At 35.6% G+C, this 19,989-nt stretch carries 17 protein-coding genes and 1 tRNA gene; 10 read left to right on the forward strand and 8 right to left on the reverse strand.

From position 1 onward, the window contains the following. Nucleotides 1-62: 62 nt before the first annotated feature. The 5 genes from trxB to AC3WV0_RS01400 all read left to right on the forward strand — a co-directional run bounded on the left by trxB (nucleotide 63) and on the right by AC3WV0_RS01400 (nucleotide 4,291). Nucleotides 63-1,004: a thioredoxin-disulfide reductase gene (gene trxB / locus AC3WV0_RS01380; protein WP_488843289.1), complete on the forward strand. Its 942-nt coding sequence runs from the start codon at nucleotides 63-65 to the stop codon at nucleotides 1,002-1,004. 227 nt (nucleotides 1,005-1,231) lie between these two features. Continuing rightward, nucleotides 1,232-1,319: transfer RNA gene (locus AC3WV0_RS01385), tRNA-Ser, on the forward strand. A gap of 251 nt (nucleotides 1,320-1,570) precedes the next feature. Beyond that, nucleotides 1,571-2,104, forward strand: a complete 534-nt coding sequence (locus AC3WV0_RS01390; RefSeq protein WP_488843291.1) for a phage integrase SAM-like domain-containing protein — start codon at nucleotides 1,571-1,573, stop codon at nucleotides 2,102-2,104. After that, the gene (locus tag AC3WV0_RS01395; RefSeq protein WP_488843293.1) at nucleotides 2,076-2,792 is read left to right on the forward strand and encodes a site-specific integrase; all 717 of its coding nucleotides are present in this window, start codon (nucleotides 2,076-2,078) and stop codon (nucleotides 2,790-2,792) included. The genes AC3WV0_RS01390 and AC3WV0_RS01395 overlap by 29 nt, the downstream gene beginning before the upstream one ends. A 194-nt stretch (nucleotides 2,793-2,986) precedes the next feature. After that, entirely contained in the window at nucleotides 2,987-4,291 is a 1,305-nt protein-coding gene (locus AC3WV0_RS01400) for a patatin-like phospholipase family protein (protein ID WP_488843295.1), read from the forward strand. Between the two features lie 77 nt (nucleotides 4,292-4,368). Here AC3WV0_RS01400 and AC3WV0_RS01405 read toward each other — a convergent pair whose 3' ends face one another. The 6 genes from AC3WV0_RS01405 to AC3WV0_RS01430 form a co-directional block, all read right to left on the reverse strand. After that, nucleotides 4,369-5,385 (reverse strand): ComEC/Rec2 family competence protein, encoded by a 1,017-nt coding sequence (locus tag AC3WV0_RS01405; RefSeq protein ID WP_488843297.1) that lies wholly within the window; start codon nucleotides 5,383-5,385, stop codon nucleotides 4,369-4,371. 138 nt (nucleotides 5,386-5,523) lie between these two features. Continuing rightward, nucleotides 5,524-6,993: a DNA polymerase gene (locus AC3WV0_RS01410; RefSeq protein WP_488843299.1), complete on the reverse strand. Its 1,470-nt coding sequence runs from the start codon at nucleotides 6,991-6,993 to the stop codon at nucleotides 5,524-5,526. Then, nucleotides 6,990-9,452: an RNA-directed DNA polymerase gene (locus AC3WV0_RS01415; RefSeq protein ID WP_488843301.1), complete on the reverse strand. Its 2,463-nt coding sequence runs from the start codon at nucleotides 9,450-9,452 to the stop codon at nucleotides 6,990-6,992. Before AC3WV0_RS01415 ends, AC3WV0_RS01410 begins: the two co-directional genes overlap by 4 nt. After that, nucleotides 9,436-10,443, reverse strand: coding sequence for a ComEC/Rec2 family competence protein (locus AC3WV0_RS01420; protein WP_488843303.1), 1,008 nt, complete (start codon nucleotides 10,441-10,443; stop codon nucleotides 9,436-9,438). The genes AC3WV0_RS01415 and AC3WV0_RS01420 overlap by 17 nt, the downstream gene beginning before the upstream one ends. Before the next feature lie 418 nt (nucleotides 10,444-10,861). Then, on the reverse strand, nucleotides 10,862-11,038 hold the full coding sequence (locus AC3WV0_RS01425) for a DUF3606 domain-containing protein (protein WP_488843305.1): 177 nt from the start codon (nucleotides 11,036-11,038) through the stop codon (nucleotides 10,862-10,864). A 91-nt stretch (nucleotides 11,039-11,129) separates the two neighbouring features. Then, a complete protein-coding gene (locus tag AC3WV0_RS01430) occupies nucleotides 11,130-11,438 on the reverse strand; it encodes a helix-turn-helix domain-containing protein (RefSeq protein ID WP_415326957.1) in 309 nt (102 codons plus the stop codon). A 502-nt stretch (nucleotides 11,439-11,940) separates the two neighbouring features. On the opposite strand from AC3WV0_RS01430, the gene AC3WV0_RS01435 reads away from it, so the two are divergent. The 5 genes from AC3WV0_RS01435 (at nucleotide 11,941) to AC3WV0_RS01455 (ending at nucleotide 18,614) form a co-directional block, all read left to right on the forward strand. Then, nucleotides 11,941-12,471 carry a hypothetical protein gene (locus tag AC3WV0_RS01435; RefSeq protein ID WP_488843307.1) on the forward strand — a complete coding sequence of 177 codons (531 nt, stop codon included), beginning with the start codon at nucleotides 11,941-11,943 and terminating at the stop codon, nucleotides 12,469-12,471. 143 nt (nucleotides 12,472-12,614) lie between these two features. Continuing rightward, nucleotides 12,615-12,776 carry a hypothetical protein gene (locus AC3WV0_RS01440; protein WP_488843309.1) on the forward strand — a complete coding sequence of 54 codons (162 nt, stop codon included), beginning with the start codon at nucleotides 12,615-12,617 and terminating at the stop codon, nucleotides 12,774-12,776. After that, nucleotides 12,749-13,912, forward strand: a complete 1,164-nt coding sequence (locus AC3WV0_RS01445) for a TlpA family protein disulfide reductase (protein WP_488843311.1) — start codon at nucleotides 12,749-12,751, stop codon at nucleotides 13,910-13,912. The genes AC3WV0_RS01440 and AC3WV0_RS01445 overlap by 28 nt, the downstream gene beginning before the upstream one ends. A gap of 118 nt (nucleotides 13,913-14,030) precedes the next feature. Then, nucleotides 14,031-17,210: a SusC/RagA family TonB-linked outer membrane protein gene (locus AC3WV0_RS01450; RefSeq protein WP_488843313.1), complete on the forward strand. Its 3,180-nt coding sequence runs from the start codon at nucleotides 14,031-14,033 to the stop codon at nucleotides 17,208-17,210. 9 nt (nucleotides 17,211-17,219) lie between these two features. Continuing rightward, on the forward strand, nucleotides 17,220-18,614 hold the full coding sequence (locus AC3WV0_RS01455; RefSeq protein WP_488843315.1) for a RagB/SusD family nutrient uptake outer membrane protein: 1,395 nt from the start codon (nucleotides 17,220-17,222) through the stop codon (nucleotides 18,612-18,614). A gap of 51 nt (nucleotides 18,615-18,665) precedes the next feature. Here AC3WV0_RS01455 and AC3WV0_RS01460 read toward each other — a convergent pair whose 3' ends face one another. Next, nucleotides 18,666-18,980 carry a hypothetical protein gene (locus tag AC3WV0_RS01460; RefSeq protein WP_488843317.1) on the reverse strand — a complete coding sequence of 105 codons (315 nt, stop codon included), beginning with the start codon at nucleotides 18,978-18,980 and terminating at the stop codon, nucleotides 18,666-18,668. 278 nt (nucleotides 18,981-19,258) lie between these two features. Next, the gene (locus tag AC3WV0_RS01465) at nucleotides 19,259-19,687 is read right to left on the reverse strand and encodes a MauE/DoxX family redox-associated membrane protein (RefSeq protein ID WP_488843319.1); all 429 of its coding nucleotides are present in this window, start codon (nucleotides 19,685-19,687) and stop codon (nucleotides 19,259-19,261) included. Nucleotides 19,688-19,989 lie beyond the last annotated feature (302 nt).

Here is a 19,989-nt window from a genome sequence, read left to right on the forward strand (position 1 = left end):
AATAAAACTTAAAAATTACGAACTTAGCGGACGTAAATTTTAACATCTTTTTGAGAGCAATTATGGAGCAAAACATTTTAGATTGTGTGATCGTTGGATCCGGGCCTTCTGGCTTTACAGCAGCAATTTATGCAGCAAGAGCAGATTTGAAACCTGAACTGTATACAGGTCTGGAACCGGGTGGTCAACTTACTACAACTACGGAAGTTGATAACTTTCCGGGGTATCCGGCGGGAATTACAGGTCCTGAAATGATGATGGATTTGCAAAAGCAGGCAGAAAGATTCGACACAAAAGTGCATTACGAAATGATCACAAAGGTTGAATTTTCCAAAGAAGTTGGTGGAATTCATAAATTATATGCCGGCAATAAAGAAATTTTTGCAAGAACAGTAATTATTTCCACGGGTGCTACAGCAAAATATTTAGGCCTTGACGATGAAAAGAAATATGCAGGCGGAGGAGTATCAGCTTGTGCTACCTGCGACGGTTTTTTCTACAAGGGAAAAGACGTAGTGGTAGTAGGAGCAGGGGATACGGCAGCGGAAGAAGCTACTTATCTTGCCAAGCTGTGCAAAAAAGTCACCATGCTGGTAAGAAAAGATGTATTTAGAGCATCTAAAGCAATGATTCACAGGGTACAAAATACGCCCAATATTGAAGTGAAATTTCATCACGAACTGATAGCCATTGAAGGTGAAAATAGTTTGGTGGAAAGAGCTGTAGTAATTAATAACCAGACTAATGAAACCTCTACAATTGATGTAGACGGAATTTTTATTGCTATTGGTCACAAGCCTAACACGGATATTTTTGTTGGGCAGATTGATCTTGATGAAAATGGCTATATTCTCACTGAGAAAGGCTCTGCAAGAACCAATCTTCCGGGAGTTTTTGCGGCAGGTGATGTTCAGGATCATATTTACAGACAGGCTATCACAGCTGCCGGAAGCGGATGTATGGCAGCGATGGATGCCGAAAAATATCTTGCTGAATTACATTAATAATTCAATTTTAAATAAAATTTTTAACGCACTTTTCGAAGTGCGTTTTTTTTGCTGTATGTTTAAAGCTTATGTAAAATGTTTGTAACCCGAAATAAAAAAAATAATTTATCTGATTTATAGTAGATTATTAATTTTTGTTAAAATTTCTTTCTTAAATATTTTGGCAGTACACAAAAACATTCTATATTTGCACCACTGAAAACGACGATATCATCGGAGTTTCTGGAGAGTTGGCAGAGTGGTCGATTGCGGCAGTCTTGAAAACTGTTGACTGTAACAGGTCCGGGGGTTCGAATCCCTCACTCTCCGCCAGGTTAGAAACCAAAATAAGCTAAAACGCTGTAAACATCAATGTTTACAGCGTTTTTTGTTTTAACGCAGTATCAAAAAAAATCAAAATAGGTCACGATTTATATGTCCTATTTCGTGTCCCATTCAAAAAATCACAAAAATAGGTCACGAAAAATCAAGGAAAGCCCGACCAATAGGCAGTCTAACAATTGTACATCTTGCAAAAAGTGGTAACAAAAAGTAAATTATTAAACTATTAAAGTTATCACACAATGAACAAAACATTCAACCTGCTATTCTTTATCAAAAAGAATAAAATCAGAACCAACGGAACCGCACCGATCTATTTAAGAATCACTATAGATGGCAAGATAGCGGACATTGCTGCTAAAAGGTATATTGACCCCCAGAAATGGGATGTTAAAGCACACAAGGCATTAGGAAATACTCAGGAAGCTAAAACACTGAATCTCTATCTTAAAACTTTGGAACAAAAAGTTTACGATTACCACTACCAGATGTTGAAAGAGGAGAATGATGTGACAGCAATGAGTTTAAAATCTAAACTGCTTGGAACAGATATTGAGAAAAGAATGCTCATTCCTATCTTTCAGGAGCATAATGACAAAGTGGAAGCCTTGGTCGGTCAGGATTTTGCCCCAGGAACATTGGAGCGTTATAAAACATCTTTAAAGCATACCCAGGAATTCATTAGTTGGAAATACAAAGTATCTGATATCGATATCACGCAAATTGATCACGGTTTTGTAAGCGATTATGATTTCTGGCTGCGCAGTTGTGCGTAAATGTGGAAACAATACCGCTGTTAAATATCTCAAGAATTTCAAAAAGATCATCCGATTATGCATAGCGCACGGATGGATCACGAAAGATCCTTTTCTCGGCTATAAAGCAAAAATAAAGGCTGTGGAACGTCCTTACCTTACCAAAGAAGAAATTCAGATGATCTATGAAAAGAAATTTGCATCAGATCGATTGAACCAGGTTCGCGACATTTTTCTTTTCAGTTGCTATACAGGACTGGCTTACGTGGATGTCAAGCAATTGTCTAAATCTAACATTAATATCGGCGTTGATGGTGACCAATGGATTTTCACCCATCGTCAAAAGACAGATACCTCAACTAGAGTTCCGCTACTACCTTTAGCTCAGGAACTGGTTTTAAAATATGAGAATCATCCGCAATGTGTCAATTCAGATGTTCTGTTTCCTGTTCTCAGTAATCAGAAAATGAATTCTTATCTGAAAGAAATTGCTAATGTCAGTGGGATTAATAAAGAATTGACTTTCCATATCGCAAGGCATACGTTTGCTACTACTGTTACGTTGTCCAATGGTGTTCCGATTGAAAGTGTAAGTAAAATGCTTGGGCATACAAATATTAAAACGACTCAGCATTATGCGAAGATTCTGGATAAGAAAGTGAGTGATGATATGGCGGTTTTAAAGAATGTATTTGATTTTAAAAGATAACATTAGCATTAATGTGCAGTAGTTTTACGTATTCACGATGAGCGAGTATCTAATAGTTGATAGCTAACAAATGTTGAACTATAATTTTTTTTGTATAGTCGAATAAATAAAAGAATATAGTTTCATCGAAATATACTTTGTAGATACAGATTCTAAATTTTATTATATTTACATTTTAAGATATTTAAATACTAATGACCTCTACTAAAAAAATAGGAGTTGCCTTATCAGGAGGAGGCTACCGTGCTGCTGTTTATCATCTCGGGACATTAAAAAAACTCCACTATTTAGGAGTACTTGATAATGTTGAAAAACTCTCAACCATATCGGGTGGTTCAATTACTGGTGCGGCTTATTGTTTGCACGAAGGTGATTTTAAAAGTTTTGAGGAAAAAATGTTTAATGCCCTAACAAACAAGAGTGTTATCGGCTATGTACTAAGTTCTTGGAAGTTTATAAGACTTGTAATATTAGCGCTTGCTTTTGTGGGCTTTGCCCTGTCTCTTCAGTTCACTCATTTCGCTATCTTGTCTATACCTATCATAATTTTGTTTTTTTATCTGTTGATTAAATTTCAGTTTAAACTTTTTCCGGTCAGTGAAATTATAGAAAAAGCTTATGACGAATTTTTTTACTCGGGGAAGGTACTTTCGCAGTTGTGTGAAAAGCCGGAATTGGCAATAGGTTCTACAAACTTGCAGACCCAAAGACCATTTACATTTTCAAAAAGAAAAATGGAAGACAGCCTGTACGCTCACCAAAATAATCCAGTACTTTTTGACGGAAGGAATTTTCCTGTTTCCAGAGCGGTGATTGCCTCTTCATGCGTCCCGTTCGCATTCACACCGATAAGCATAGACAAAAAATTTTATCAAAATCCCGAGCAGTATGGAACGGTGGATCCAAGACTAGTTGACGGTGGGGTCTATGATAACCAAGGTGCACATAAATTAACCCAGAAAAATAGTTCTTACAAATGCGATGTGGTAATCATAAGTGATGCTGGAAATAAGTTACCATTTGCAAAGTTGTATAACAACACATTTACCCTTTTGCTTAGAACGGTTGATCTATTCATGGTAAGGATTAAACATTTCCAGATGATCCAGAATCTGTATACAGGAAGTGATATAGCTGTGAGTTTCCAGTCTATCGGATGGGATTTACATTCCTGTATCCCCGGTTTTTATAATAACATGGTTGCAGGTAATATTCCTAAGACATTGTGCCAATACCATGAAATGGATGAAGATTGGATTGAGAAACCAAAAGATTATAAAAATAAAATTATAGAACACCTTGAAATAAGATGTAGCTATAAAACAATAAAAGCCGACAGTATTTCGCCTGAAAGGCTAAATAATATTAGAAGTGTAGGGACAAATCTCACTCCCATCAACAGAGAGCTTGCGAAAGACTTAATGTCATATGCTGAAAGTATAACAGAGGTGCAGGTAAGATTATATTGCCCAGAAATAATCAAGAATCGCAGTATTTAAAATTGATGTGTTAAACATCGGCAATGCTGGTGCTATAATCTGAACACTAAAAGGATAAATAAAGTTGTTTTTATGTTTTAATCGAAATATCCTAAATAATAGGCGTCAAAAGCTGCATTATGTAATGAATTGCCTAAATTTCGCTTAGGATTATTTCTAAAAACATCGGCAAACTCTTTGTTTTTTACATAGACATTGATTCTTTCTGTCGTAATATCAAGAATTACATATCCTGCCTGATTATTGGTAATTCTGATCTCGGGATAATTACTATAAGCGAGATGCGTGGAGCTGGCATTTCCCATCAGTGTCAATCTTGGATTTAGGGTTGTTAAAAAGCTAAAATCCCTATTACTTCCTCTTCCATGATGGGGAGCCAAAAGTACATCTATATTTGAAACCAGCTGCCTGTGATTGCTAAGAATGTGCGCCCAAGTTTTATCACATCCATCGCCTGCAAAAAGAATCTTCCAAAAACCACCATTCTGCTTCGGTGGTGTATAAAGAATGGCATATGATAGTTCATTAAAGTCATTATTGGCATTAGCCTCTGCGACCAACTGCGGCGTTGGAGAAAGTATATGTAAATGGTCACCACTGTAATAGTCCCCAGAGTTCCCAGAATATAAAGCTAATCTCTTTGTGTTGTTGTATTTTCCATTTCTTAAATCCATATAAAAATCCCAATCTTCACTATTGTATTTTCCACCAGTGCCGCCATCAAGCTCTTTATTATTATTTGTATCCCAAGTATTTGTGACGTTAAAATCTTGATACAAATCTCTTATTCCGTCTAAATGGTCCATATCCGGATGTGAAATGATAAATCGGAAAATATCTTTTATACCATATTTTTTTAAGTACTCTATAGGATTATCGGGAGAATGTTTTTGACGGAAATTTATTTTTCCGTCCGGAACAAAGTTTCTAGCTTCCATCTCCTGACGTTCAGTTGAATTCCTGACCCTTTGTTCTTGAATGGTCCATTGATCATTTGCAGCATTGGAAACATCCATGACAGTTACATGTCCATTATCATGTTGAATAATATTACAGTCTCCTTCTAAAACGTTTAAAAAGTGTATTCGTGGCATAGTTTAATATTAAAAACTAAATATAATAAAAGCTATTTTATTCAGCAAAAACTAGCATAATAAATAAAATAGAAAATATTAAGGTTTATAAATTATAAAGTCTAAGAATTCTTTTACTTTAAGTCCTAAATTATTTGATTAATTCTCAGAATAAAAATTTTTGATTTCTGCTTTAGCATTTAGACTTTTACAAACTAGTTGAAAGTTGTTGGTAAAACATTTATTTATTTCATCTCGGATTATTTGATCTTGGTTTTTATCAATTTCATATAATGCTCCATCATGAAGGGGAATTAGTAGTTTAACCCCTTTAACTTTTTCATATACATCTACTAATGCTTTTTTAAAAATATAAGATGCAGTAGATTGGATATAGTGACTTAGTATCCAAATATTCTCATTTTGATCAATTAGTTTTCTATGGTTGCCGTGAACAAAAGATGTTACAACGCCCTCATTTTTACTTTTTGTAATAAGTTCATTTTTAAATTTTGTCAGAGATGTAAACTGTTCAAAATACTTAACTGTTTTTTTTCCTATTCCTGTTTTATCGCCACTAAAATCATCTCCATAAAGGTATCTATAAAACAATATTTTTGCTTCTTTTCTATTTTTATGATCTTTGGTGTCTTTATTCATAACTTTTAATACAATATCAGAATAAATATCACCTGTATTGTAGAGTGATATAAGCTTTTGATCATTAGATACATGAGCTAGAATTCCTGCTTCAAACTGTGAATAATCTATATATAATAGCTCCTTATCTGTTTCTGGGACTATAATATCTCTATTTTTCTTTCTTAAATTTTGTAAGGATGGTTCTTTTAAAATAATTCTAGAGGTTATACTTCCAAATCCAATGAAATATGGATGAGCATAATCTCTTCCTCCAAATTGGGAAATCATAAAAATTAAACTCTTAAGATCTTTCTTTGTTCTGATCAATTCATAAAATAAATCACATACTTCATCATCTTTTCTAAGTAAACTTATGGTATTACTAACAGAATTCAGTATTTTATAATTTTTACTTGTTATGTAATTAAATTGAGTTTCCTTTTCTTCAGGAGTGAAAATATTATGTTCAAATTGAAAAGTATTTTTTAATTTATACATATATCTATTAAGCTCTTCACACCTATCTTCAACTAATTGGAAATTTATCTTTATGCCACGTAATTCGGTCTCATAGATGATTTTATTTACTTTTTTTTCTAGTTCATTAAATCTCTCGAGTTCGTCATTAGAATTTGAAATGATTTTTTCATACAGAATATTAAGTTTTAGCATAAAATCTTCAATGCTTTCTATCTTATAATTTTCATTAATTACTTCATATCTACGTAATGTTTTTAATATATGCCATTTACTTTCGCCTAAAATATCTTTACCTGTTTGAGAAAATTGTTTATCCAAAGACTCAAAATCTATAATCTCAGGAACTGATGTTCTCTTTTTTGATTTAAGTAGTCTAATAAAATCAGAGACTTGGAATGTTATGTATTTGTTTCGAGGGCTGACAAAAGTATCTTCTGTAAAGCTCCCATCTTCAAGATTCAAAAAATACCATTTATTACCACTATAACAAACTATGTATTGCTTCATATTGAGAATAATTGTTCGGTTAAATCTGAATTACTTTCAGAAATTTCTATATCATGATAGTGTACTAAATCCTTGTGTCCAAATTTATTAGTAAAAGTGAATGATTCCGTCAAACTTTCATGTATTGAGTCCAAAGGAGGTTCAATTAGATTAAATGACCTCAAAGCTATTAAAGCAGCTCTATTTTGAAAATAACCATCTGTAAATTTTTCTTTTAGTTTTCTTAATAATATTCTTTTAAAATTCTTATCTACAGTACTCAAATATAATATCATAGCAGCAGTAGTGGCCTTTTGTGTTTTATCATTTATTTCAATTTTTTGACTTGCTAATTGAATTAAGTCACTCTCAATTATTTTTTGTTTAGCGAACAACAACCAAATTTGAAACTGTTGATATGAATATAAATTAAATTTATCATTCATTATAACTCCTTTTAGCTCGTCAAGAAAGTTTATTTTAAATTCATTTTCATCTACTAAAGATAAAATTTTACAAACTTGATGGGTTATCCAAGGCTTATCTTTTAATGATTTAACCGCTTTTTTCAAAACTAGATGAAAATCTGATTTAGTTGTTAAAGCGTGAGGTTCTAATTTTACTAAAGTTTGTACATTACCGTCGTTCTCTAATTCATTAGTTAAAAAATGGATTTTAGATTTTCCAAGATCTTCTATTATTGTTAAGGCAAACCTTAGATTTTTAGCTTGTTCATCATTTTCATTTCCATCAATGTTAATATTTTCATTTAATAGATTCACAGCGGAATGAAATGCAAGATTTCTATTTTGATAATTATATGATTTTGAGAAAGTTTTAATTTTAGCTAGTTTAAGATTAAATATTTTGTGATGATTTTCCCTAATATTTTCTTCTGGAGTATCAGATTTTATTTCAGTTTGGTGCTCAATTAGTTCAATTATTTTAGTTTTTTGAGAATTGACCGATAAATGACACCTTTTCAATTCTTGTTCTAAAATTATCAAATACTTTCGAGCCTCATATTTATCTCTGCATAAGATTTTTATATCATCTACGAATCTAAAATACCCTAGAGTATGATTCTGCATAAAAGTATCAACTTGATTTAAATAAAAGGTAGCTAATAATGCCGAAGCATCATTGTTTTGAGGAATACCATTACTTTTTTCTGAGTATTGAAAAAGGAATTTATATAGTAGTTCTATACAATTAATTTGATTTTCATTAATAGCCACTCTTTTAAGCTTTTCAATTAAGAGCTTTTTGTCAATATTATCAAAGTAATTTAAGATATCTACATGTAATATACAGCTGTATTTATATTCAGAATTAATTTTAATATTTAATTCTTCAGATAATTTATACTTCAATTTAATCCATTGCTCAACCCCATTTATTAATAATTTATTGGTGTCATGCTTATTAAATCTTGATGCATAAACATTCGGTATTAATGAATCGTCTATTACCTCTGCTAATTCCCCAACAATGCTCATATATACAATTCTATCAATTAGAGGCAATATATAAGCTTCTCTAAGTGTAAAATTGTTCTTAGGAACATAAAACTTTTCTGCTTCACAAGCTTTATAATTATTGTTGTAGAAATATTTACCAAATTGTGCAAATAGATAGTCTGGAGTTAAAAGATCTATATATTGTAAAGAATCATAAAACCAGTCATCTATTATATCTGATTTTATTCTTTTCAAAGCAAGATTTAAATCTAAATAAGAATTGTTAATCGGGGCTTGATATATTTCTACAATTCTACCCTCTATTTCTCTTTTAAGGAAGCTGGCTTCATTATCTAAAGTGACAAGATTAAGATTTTTAAGCTTGATGTTTATTTTTTCAAAAGATATATTAGAGCATTCAATTGTAGAATTTTCAAAGTTTTCATTAGGATATTTTGATATAATTCCAAATAGGATATTTTTATTGTGTATAAATATTCCACTCCCTGAGAAACCGTGTAAAAAGTCTTTAGTAACAGGGCTTGCTAATTCAACTCTTCTATGCTCTGGATCAGAACGTCTAAAACTAAAAGGATTAAGAGTATCTTCATTTGCTTTAAAAATGGACCAACTAGAAAAATCTAGCTCATCATCTTTTAAAATATCTGCAACAAGAATTGAAGGAAAGCTTAATCCCTTAATTTTTTCAATTTTAATGATTATCAGGTCTTCTTTTTCGAAAATAATTAAGTTTTCGTTTAATTTTAATGCTTTACCTTTATAATATGTTAGTTGTTTGAAAACTTTTTCATAATATTCAATTTTAATATCTTGTACTTTTGAGAGGTCAAAATCTGTATTAGAATCTTCAGAAAGGATATGTTTTGCTGTAAAAATGTAATTGTAGTTATAATCACTTGGAGTTTGATAAATTATACCCGAACCAATTGACGGTACACCAGCAATATTAGCAGTTAGTTTAACCGCACATTTTTTTAAATTCTCAGATGGTAATGCCATAACCCCAACGATCTGTATTTGGTTTTAACTTAATTTTATACTCTATCATTTCTTTATCTGTCATTTTTAACTTATGAATAGCCTCCTCATAGTTAAATAAAAATTCTATAGGCTCAGCTAATTTAAGACTTTGTACAATCTTTATAAAAGCTCTTTTGTTAGGAAGATAATGCTTAGAGCTATTTGTTGAAACAACATAATTCCTACAATTTATTTTCTCCAAAGTTTTAGAGTTTAAGCTTCTATAACTTCCGTGATGAGGTAATTTTATCAAATCAAAATCTGCTTTATCCTTATCTTCTCTGATAATATCTACTATTTTGTCTAATCTTTCGGGCGTTACATCTGCTGTTAGAAGTATTTTTTTGTTTTTTATGGTTAGATAAACTACAATGCTTGTTTTATTACTTGGAGACGTATCTTGACTTTTATCATCAATATACTTTACCAATTCTTTTATAGGAGTATTCCAGTCACATCTATAATCGCTATTCAAATAAGCACCTTTATTCGAAGCATAAGTAAGAAGTACTTCTTTACTTGGAGAAAATATTTTTAAGCTCATTTCTCCAAAGGTATCTTTAAATAGTTCATTTACATTACCATCTAACGTAGTAATCCAATTAATTTCTCTGTTTTTAAATAAGACATTCTCGAGGTCATGTGCTTGCTTGTATGATAATAAGTTTGATGAAATTTCTTCTTTTAACAAATTATTTATCTTTTTTGGAGAATTAAATATTATTGTTTCAATTTCAGGACTTTCATTTTTTGCTTCAATATGCTTAAATAGATCTAGAATCCCTTTTATATGGTCATCATCATGATGCGTAACAATTAATAAATTAATTTTTTCCTCTCTTTTAATTACCTTATAATATTCATCAATTAAAAATGTACTGTCATTGCCTCCGTCTATCAAGATATTTTTCCCTTCATTATGAATGAGTATACTGTCTCCTGACCCGGCTTTTAAAAATTTAATTTCCATATAATTATTGTAAAATGAATATATAAATCATATTGTCATTATGATTTATCTGCTTTTTAAAATATAAAATATTAATTGTAATTTATTTTAAGAATAAAATCGCATGTTATTTGATTTAGAAATGTCTTCATTTATTAGTTTTTATAAAAATATAAAAAATTAGATTATGTATGAATTATCATTATCCTTTTTTATTAAGATTCTGTGATATTATATTTAATCCATTAGTTGTAATCATTTAACTAATTATCAATTTAAATTACAAGAGACTTAATAGTTTTATGAAATTGTTAATTACTTATCCTTCAAACTATACATATATTTAATTATTAAGAGCCCTGATAAATAATTATAAATTCTTCGTACAAAACAAATCCCAACTCTCGTCAGGATTTATTGATTAAATTAAAAACTCACATTATTTCTCAAGATACTTTTGAACTGCTGCGGCAGAAGTACCAACAGCTTTAACTGCTTCGTTTAACTTCTCTTTGGTAACACCAAACTTTTTTGACCAGTATTCTAATTCCCAAGTTTCGTTTACATTCACTTTACTTGCATCTTGTGGTCTTCTTTTACTTAAATCGTCGCTCATAATAAATAATTTTTGATTAGTAAAGTAAATATAAAGAGGTTTTATATTATATCATTACGGTTTTCCGTAAAATGAAAAATCCCAACATTAGTCAGGATTTTCTTATATTATGATTTTTAAATTCTTTTTGGAGACGTTCAATTTCCATATTCAAGTCATTTAATTCTTTTTCATTGAGCTTAGTAAATAAATGTAAGATATCAATCTCAAAAAAATTGCAGAATTTAACCACAATTTCTAACGTCGGATTTGTTTCTGCTCTTTCAATTCTACCCACGTGATTGCTTGATAAGTTAAGTTCATTGCTTACCTGTAGCTGTGAAAGTTTATTTTTCAGCCTATTAAATTGGAATAGTTTTCCAATTTGAAATTTTAGTTCTTCTATCTCCCATATATACATTTAGTAAATTTTGTGTTTTAAAAAGTTTTTCATCAACACATATATGTTGTTGTATTCGATTTTTTATTATATTTGTAAAATAAGTTACTGAAACGTAACTTTGCGATACTTCAACGAATATTAGAAGCTATTGCTTAGAATCTCGCTATTGAAAACTGGTAATTTTTAAACACACGAGAAGATAAGCAGAAAGCTCACGACCTAGGCGTGGGCTCTCTTTATCTGTGTGTAAGGTATACCAGTGCCTCAATAGCGGATATTGTAGAGTTCCACGCCGTTTTATTTACTATGCAGTCCGCTATCTCTACAATTCTCTAAGCTGCTTTTACAAAATACAGTATCAGATTAGGACAGATACAATGGCAGCGCAACCATTGCGGCTTTACAGCTTTCATGGGACACAATTTCATTCATATTAATTTAGGCTTGTATGGGCTGGGAGCTTTGTAAGAAAAACTTCCAAGGTTTCCTCCTATGCGGTCATTAAACCAAACAAAAACGATTGAAAAATAAAAGAATAGATTTTGATGCCCGATTTTGGTCCGGCAGCAGGAAACATTCCAGGATAAAACTTATTGAATCCTTCTTCCATTTTAACAACCTCGTTGCCGCCAAACAGATGCTCAATAACATTATGATCTATGCCGGGAAAAAGAAAAATGCGATCAATGAAGACTCTTCAGCAATCTTCCATTTTCATCAGGCCTTGCGGTCTTTTGTGCGGGCGTGCTATGCAATCAGACTGAAAGAACGGACTTGGGAAATGAATTCTAATCCGGTAAACAATTCTCCGTTAATTCAGGCTTCTCTTTCGGATGAGGAATACCGTAATCCAACCCTGGTATTTCAAAATGCTTTTGCAGAATACAGCATCAGGGATTTCGACTACTACATCGCAGTGGCAGTCTATTTCTCAATAGGTATTTATGCTCACGCAGCAGAGAGCAAAATTTTTGCACCCTACATCCATCTTATTAAAATGATGGATGCGGCACACCTTATCCTCGAAAGAAGAATCCAAAAGAATCAATAACCATTAAAAGTAAAAATCAGAGAATGGAAAACAGTACATAGAAAGCATCCCAATATTAAGAAAGCTCTTTCCGCAAGAGTTTGGCGACCAAACGGAAAGAGCATAATCAGTGATTAATAATTATTAAAAACCTATTCAAAAGTATGAAAAATATCTTTTGCAGGGGAATCCTATCCCTTGTTTTTACCCTTGTGGCAGCCACCGCATTCTTTGCCCAGAATAAGCCTATTGAAGTCGGAGAACCTCTTCCTGCCAATTTCTGGACAACACCTTTTCAGTGGTCAACCACTCGCAGAAAACGTTAAATCTTTCAGAGGATAAAAGCAAATTAATTCTAATAGACTTCTGGAATACCTGGTGCAGTGCCTGCCTGATGAATCTTCCCAAGATCACTGCTTTGCAGCAAAAGTTTGGCAACAGGATCAGGATACTCCCGGTAAGCAACCAGGATAAGCCGGAACTGGATAAATTCTTTGCGTCCCAAAACGGAAGGAAGTTTAATACACTAACCTCCGTTTATAACGATTCCTATTTCCATCCGCTTTTTCCGCACGCCGGCGTCCCCTTTATCATCTGGATCAAAGATGGAAGGCTACTCAGTACAACCGATGCCACGCAGCTTACCGAAGAGACCATTAATGAGATCCTCGATGGAAAGCAATCTTCATTGCAAACCATTATCCAGATGGACAGAAAACGTCCCTTGATGCTTTCCAAGGATTATGACCGTCAGAAGAATATCCAGCTTCTCAATTATTCGTTCTTTGCCAAAGGCCCCATTCCCGACATTGGCTCCGGCGGAACATTCCGGACCACACCATCCGGAACGATCAATGGAAGACAATTCACCAACCTTCCTCTTTGGGATATGTATTATGCCATTGGCTTTGAATTATTCAGACAGCAGTCTCATGAATCCTTTACGGGTAAAAGAATGCTTATTGAGGTTAAAGAACTCCAAAAGCTGATGCTTAATCAAAAGACAGGCGGTTCCAATGATACCTCCAACCTTTACAATTATGAATTTATCATTCCTGAAAGTAAGGCTGATGCGCTTTATCAATATATGCTGGAAGATATCAACCGCTATTCCGGCTACACCGTAACACTGGAAAAGAGACCTGTACAATGCCTGGTTTTGGTGAGAACAAGTCAGAAGGATAAATTGGCGAGCAAAGGCGGAGAAAAACGTTCCTCCTTTCCACGGACACCATCCATCCTCAGAAACGCACCGCTTAGGAATATGATCAATATGCTGAACGGCGAAATTCCCATTAAAGAAATCTTTGTCGATGAGACCGGCTATACAGGAAATATAGACCTGGAAGTCTCCGGCATCAAGGATATCCCGACACTCAGGAAAGAACTTCAGAAATATGACCTTGACCTGATCCCGGCAGAACGTAATCTATTGATGATGGTCATTAAAGATAATCAATAATGAAAATTATATATCATCTATTTATCGTCAAACAAGCTAGATCATTGATCTCTTTGATTCTAAGGTTCACATTTACAAATTCCATTGAATTATCAACAACTCAAAACTATATCCAACTATGAAGAAATTATTAATACTTCCCGCCATCTGCTTTGCTTTGCCCGTAATGGCACAGCAGCTGATTACTGGAAGCGTTTTGGATGAAACAACCCGGTTGCCGGTGAAAGGCATAACGGTAGCCATACAAAATACAAAAACTGCTACCACAACAGACCAAAGCGGAAAATTCAGCCTTAGTACAAACGAAAATAATATCAGCCTTGTGATTCTCGGAAAAGGCTATGAGGAAAAGGTGCTTTCTTTGGAACTCCCACTTTCAGAACCTTTGAGGATTTACCTATTAGAGAAAGTGGCACAAATCGATGAAGTGATACTTACTACAGGATATCAGAAAATACCGAAAGAGCGCTCCACAGGTTCGTTCTCCTCCGTCGGTAAGACCGCCCTGAACACACAGGTCTCCACCAATATTCTTGACCGCTTGGCAGCAACCGCCAATGGCATTGTCATCAGCCGTGGGACTTCCCAGGGAACGCCGCAAATTATGGTAAGAGGACTCAGCACGATTCAGGGACCGAAAGCCCCGCTGATCGTTGTGGACAATTTTCCCTACGAAGGTGACATCAGCAATATCAACCCCAATATTGTTGAGAACATTATCATCCTGAAAGATGCGGCAGCTGCAAGCATCTGGGGAGCCAGAGCCGCCAACGGGGTCATCGTCATTACCACTAAGGGAGCAAAATACAATCAGCCGATAACAGTTGATTTCAATACCTTTCTCACGACAAGCCCCAAGCCTGATCTGAATTACCTCAAAGTCATTTCCAGTGCCGATTTCATCGATGTCGAACAGGAACTTTTTAAAAAGAACTTTTATAACACCGATATCAATTCATCAAGCCATCCTGTTTTGTCTCCTGTTGTGGATCTTCTTAACAAGGAAAAGAAAGGTCTGCTTTCTCACGAAACCGTTCAGAAGGAAATTGAACGACTCAAAGGTATTGATTCCCGTGACCAGTTCAAAAGGTATATGTACCAGCCTTTGGAGAACAGGCAGTATTCACTTAGTCTGGCAGGAGGCGCACCGCAATTTTCGTGGACTTCTTCACTCGGCTACGATGACAATACCGGAAACCTGGGTGAGAATTACCAGCGTATGAACCTGCGTTTCCAGAACAACTGGCAACCTCTGAAGAACCTGACCTTGAACACCGGGATCTTCTTTACCCATTCGGCAACCCGAAACGGCAGAAGTGCTTACGGAAGCATCATTATGAAAACCAATGCAGTTCCCTATATGGAGATGACCGATGCGAACGGTAATACACTTATCGTCTCAAAATCTTTTGAACAGGGTTACAAATCGGGATTGGGCAATGGAAAATTACTGGACTGGAACTACTATCCGCTGACCGACTGGCAGCATTTCTCAGGAACAGGCAGAAGCTCGGAGATCATCCTAAATACAGGATTGAATTACAAGATCCTGAAGGGACTGGATGCTGATCTGAAATACCAGTACCAGAGAACTACCGGTCTATCCAACAGTCTTTATGATGAAGAAAGCTACTACGTAAGAGATTATGTCAACCGGTTCACGGTCATCAATTCCAACGGAAGCCTTACCTATAACGTTCCGAAAGGCAGCATACTGGATAAAACGACCTCACAACTGCTCATCAACAATTTCCGTGGCCAGCTGAATTTCAACAGAGGGTTTGGAAAACATCAGGTTACTGCGATTGCTGGCGGAGAAGTGCGGGATGCCAATTCCCAGTCTGCCAATACCAGATATTACGGTTATGACCCGAATAATCTTTCGTTCGGTACAGTGGACTTTAAGAATAAATACCCTCTGATCACGGGTGGTACTTCTTTCATTGATAACCTTAATGCCCTGCGGGAGACCAATAACCGATTCGTCTCCGTATATGCCAATGCGGCCTATACTTTTGATAACCGCTATACCATTTCCGGAAGTGCCAGACGAGATGCAAGTAACCTGTTCGGACTAAAAACTAATGACCAATGGAATCCATTCTGGTCGGCAGGACTGTCCTGGAATGTCTCCAATGAAAAGTTCTATCCTCTAAAATGGCTGCCTGAACTCAAATTAAGAGGTTCTTATGGCTACAACGGTAATATTAACCCTGCAATGGTTGCCGTGACCACAATGGCCATACTGGGTGTTTCCACCTACACCCAGGAACAGATGGCTAGATTTGACAACTATTACAATCCACAGCTTCGATGGGAAACGGTAAGGATGATTAATGCGGGACTGGATTTTGCGACCCGCAACAACAGGATATCTGGCTCTGTGGAATATTTCCGTAAAAAAGGAGAAAATCTATTCGGGCAGGTTCCGCTGGATTATACTATAGGATTAACCAGCCTGGTATGGAATGTTGCAGGTATTGAAGGGAACGGTATTGATGTGGAATTAAGGACCATCAACATCAATAAAGCATTCAGTTGGCAGACCACGGCTAATTTCAGCACGTACAAGGACAAGGTGACGAAATACTATCCAAGCAGCACTATTGCCAGGAACTTTGTGCTGTCAAGCGTTCCCATTTCAGGAATTGAAGGCTTGCCTGTCTATTCCATATTCGCTTACCAGTGGGCAGGGCTTGATCCGCATAATGGTGATCCCCGAGGATATCTGAATGGCGAGGTCAGTAAGGATTACGCCAAGATGATGGGCGCAGATGTAAAAGATCTGCAATACTTCGGTTCTGCCATTCCTACGGTGTACGGTTCATTTACCAATACCTTTTCTTACAAACAATTGACGCTGGATGTAGGAATTACTTACAAACTGGGATATTATTTCAGAAGGCCTTCGATCAATTACACCAGCCTTTTTAAGGATTGGGTTGGGCACAGCGATTATGCCTTACGTTGGCAGAAACCCGGAGATGAGGCATTTACCGATGTGCCTTCCAATCAATACCAGACCAACTCCAACAGGGATGCCTTCTATGCGGGTTCGGCGGCTCTGATTGAGAAAGGTGATCATATTCGTCTGCAATACATCAACCTGGGCTATGAGATAAACAAAAAGCAGTGGCAGCAAATGCCGCTTAAAGCCTTACAGCTTTACGCCAATGTCAGCAACTTGGGAATCCTGTGGCAGGAAAGCAAAAGCGGGATCGATCCTGATTTTAATTTGGGCAGTTACGTGGTAAAGCCTCCTGTAATGTACACTTTAGGATTAAAAGCTAAATTTTAAAATTATTGAATGAAAAAAATCAGAGATATGAAAACGATCAAGACAATGAACATTATAAAAACACTCTTTAAATCATCATTTCTAATACCGGTAATACTATCCGTTTTGAGCTGTAGTGATTTTTTGGACGAAAAATCAGACCTGAAGCTGGCCACACCCGATAAACTGGAAGATAATCAGATGCTGCTTAATAACTACGGTTTTCTGAATGTCGATTTTGCATCTAGCGGTGAAACGAGTTCGGATGACTATTACCTGACGGATGCGGATTATAACGCATTAAGCTTTGAGGCCTCCAAACGCCTTTATACCTGGATGCCGGATAATGTGGCTACTCCTGTTTCTTCAGGAAATGACTGGTCCGCATGTTACCGGAGCATCTATGTGTGTAATGCCGTACTTTTCAATATGAAGGATAAAAACTATACAGGTGAGCAGGCTGATAATATCAGAGGACAGGCATTGGCATTGCGTGCTTTTCGTTATTTGGATGCCGCACAGATCTGGTGTACAGCCTACAATCCTCAAACCGCAGGTACAGATTTAGGACTTCCTCTTAGATTAGATCCGGATATGAATATTACGTCAGTCCGGTCAACGGTTAAGCAGACCTACGAGCAGATCATCAGTGATTTTCAGACCGCCATTCCACTACTGTTACCAAAACAAATTTCTGGAATGCGAATTTCCAAGGCAGCAGCTTATGGTCTGTTAGCCCGTACTTATCTGTTTATGGGAGATTATGAGAAAGCGCTCAGCAATACGGAAGCGGCACTAAACATCAACAGCGAGCTGATGGATTTTAATTCCCTGAATCCTAATTCAGATTATCCTGTTGCCGAAATGAACAAAGAGGTCCTGCTCTGGGCAGCGATGAAATACGAATATCATTTGATTCCTGCTAAGATTCCAGACCACATTTACCAGATGTACGATAATAATGATTTGCGGAAAACCGTATTTTTCAGGAAGAATGCGGCGAATGAAATATTGTTCAAAGCGTATTACAATAATGCCAACGGACCGCTCGTAAGTGTGGCCATCGATGAGCTGTACCTGATGGCGGCTGAATGCAAGATTAGATTAAACCGGGTTCAGGAGGGAATGAATGATCTTAACAATCTTCTCATTAAACGCTGGAAAACGGGAACCTATGTTCCGATAACTGCCAATTCGCAGTCGGAGGCTTTGGATATTGTTCTGAAGGAACGGCGGAAAGAACTTCTGATCCGTGGGCTCCGATGGCCAGACCTTAAACGGTATAACCGGGACGGAGCTAACATCACGCTGACAAGAACGGTGAAAGGACAAACTTACAGTTTACCTCCTAATGACCCTCGCTATGCGATCGCCATTCCGGAAGATATTATAACTCTGAGCGGAATGCCACAGAATCCGAGATAAAACAAAACAGGGCTGGAATTTTTCAGCCCTGCATTGTTAAGAAATGATCGCTTACGGTCTTCTTTCACTTGGGTGAATCGCAAGAACCTGGGCATTGGTCAGCCCATCGATCACATCACTCAGGCTGCTTCCTTCCGGAACGGTCATCGAACAAGGTCTGTTTCCTGAAGTAATACAGGATGGGCTTGTTCCTTCCTGCCAGTTGGCGACTTCTGCGAAAGCGCCTTCTGACACATCACTGCTGTTGTAAAAGTACTGTTTGTCAGCAGACTTTTTTTCCACCACTTTAAAGGACATTACAGCCCCTGAGAATATCACGGCAGCAATGGCTACCGCATTGGCTTTCAAAATTTGATTAAGTTTCATAATTCCGGTCTTTTTGTACATCAAAAAAGATTACCTTAAAAACTTTAGAAGTCTGTCTGAGAAGTACAATTGAGTAGATTAGGTCATTTAATTATACCCATAGATTAGAAAATCTTGTCGTACCAAATATCCTATTCTATATATTCTCAAACAAATTGTTGTTAATAAATTCATTTTAGAATGTCGGATTGTTAAACAGCTTTCGGCTGTCTAATTTTAAGGTTGAACATTAATTGCAAATTCAGTCATAATTGTCCGTAAATATTACGGTAACACACTTATTCAGCAGGCCTGCTGCATCTTAGATTTAAACCTAAAGCAATAATAGTAAGGACAACACAGCCAATATTGAAATACAGATGCTGGTTCCAACTCATTTTCTCCAAAATTCCGCCGCAGGAACAAGGGAGATTTTTACTTGTCCTTAGCAGTAAAGTGATATATCCCGTGAATATGAGCATCAAAAAAAGGCTTCCTATCAGTCCAATTGTTCTGGTTTTCCGGTAGCATAACAATCCTGCTATAATAACTTCGACAATGATTATCGTGTAAGGCAGGAATTGCGAAAATCCATTCAACAATGGTGATGCTGAAATTTGGACCTGGAACTTTTCGAAATCCAATACCTTACTAATAGCTGCATAGCAGAAGAGAATAACAAAGAAAATGCTTACCGCAAATGGTATTATTTTTTTTAAATATTTCATGACATTAGTTTATTGTTGACAGTATTCTGTATAAGTATATGTCTATTTTTCAAACAATTACTGATCAAATGTAAAACAGAAATTCAACAAAAAAAATGATTTACGATGCCTGTTTCCTATGTCTGATGCCAGTTTATAAACTGATCCTCTGTATCAAAATCCCAGAGCGGCATAGCTGTAGGCTATAGTTTTTTTCATAAAAGTGATTATAAGTTGGAATTAGACATTGTGCTCAAAAAGACAAATGATGCTTATTCAGCACATCAAATGTTATTTTGTGTGAATAAGAACCATAATGGATG

This window comes from Chryseobacterium sp. 27AL (genome assembly GCF_057815395.1).

Excerpts from the sequence above, each read along its gene's own strand:
- trxB (WP_488843289.1), top strand. The coding sequence starts at position 63 with ATGGAGCAAAACATTTTAGATTGTGTGATCGTTGGATCCGGGCCTTCT.
- AC3WV0_RS01390 (WP_488843291.1), top strand. The coding sequence starts at position 1,571 with ATGAACAAAACATTCAACCTGCTATTCTTTATCAAAAAGAATAAAATC.
- AC3WV0_RS01395 (WP_488843293.1), top strand. The coding sequence starts at position 2,076 with ATGATTTCTGGCTGCGCAGTTGTGCGTAAATGTGGAAACAATACCGCT.
- AC3WV0_RS01400 (WP_488843295.1), top strand. The coding sequence starts at position 2,987 with ATGACCTCTACTAAAAAAATAGGAGTTGCCTTATCAGGAGGAGGCTAC.
- AC3WV0_RS01405 (WP_488843297.1), bottom strand. The coding sequence starts at position 5,385 with ATGCCACGAATACACTTTTTAAACGTTTTAGAAGGAGACTGTAATATT.
- AC3WV0_RS01410 (WP_488843299.1), bottom strand. The coding sequence starts at position 6,993 with ATGAAGCAATACATAGTTTGTTATAGTGGTAATAAATGGTATTTTTTG.
- AC3WV0_RS01415 (WP_488843301.1), bottom strand. The coding sequence starts at position 9,452 with ATGGCATTACCATCTGAGAATTTAAAAAAATGTGCGGTTAAACTAACT.
- AC3WV0_RS01420 (WP_488843303.1), bottom strand. The coding sequence starts at position 10,443 with ATGGAAATTAAATTTTTAAAAGCCGGGTCAGGAGACAGTATACTCATT.
- AC3WV0_RS01425 (WP_488843305.1), bottom strand. The coding sequence starts at position 11,038 with ATGAGCGACGATTTAAGTAAAAGAAGACCACAAGATGCAAGTAAAGTG.
- AC3WV0_RS01430 (WP_415326957.1), bottom strand. The coding sequence starts at position 11,438 with ATGTATATATGGGAGATAGAAGAACTAAAATTTCAAATTGGAAAACTA.
- AC3WV0_RS01440 (WP_488843309.1), top strand. The coding sequence starts at position 12,615 with ATGAAAAATATCTTTTGCAGGGGAATCCTATCCCTTGTTTTTACCCTT.
- AC3WV0_RS01450 (WP_488843313.1), top strand. The coding sequence starts at position 14,031 with ATGAAGAAATTATTAATACTTCCCGCCATCTGCTTTGCTTTGCCCGTA.
- AC3WV0_RS01455 (WP_488843315.1), top strand. The coding sequence starts at position 17,220 with ATGAAAAAAATCAGAGATATGAAAACGATCAAGACAATGAACATTATA.
- AC3WV0_RS01460 (WP_488843317.1), bottom strand. The coding sequence starts at position 18,980 with ATGAAACTTAATCAAATTTTGAAAGCCAATGCGGTAGCCATTGCTGCC.
- AC3WV0_RS01465 (WP_488843319.1), bottom strand. The coding sequence starts at position 19,687 with ATGAAATATTTAAAAAAAATAATACCATTTGCGGTAAGCATTTTCTTT.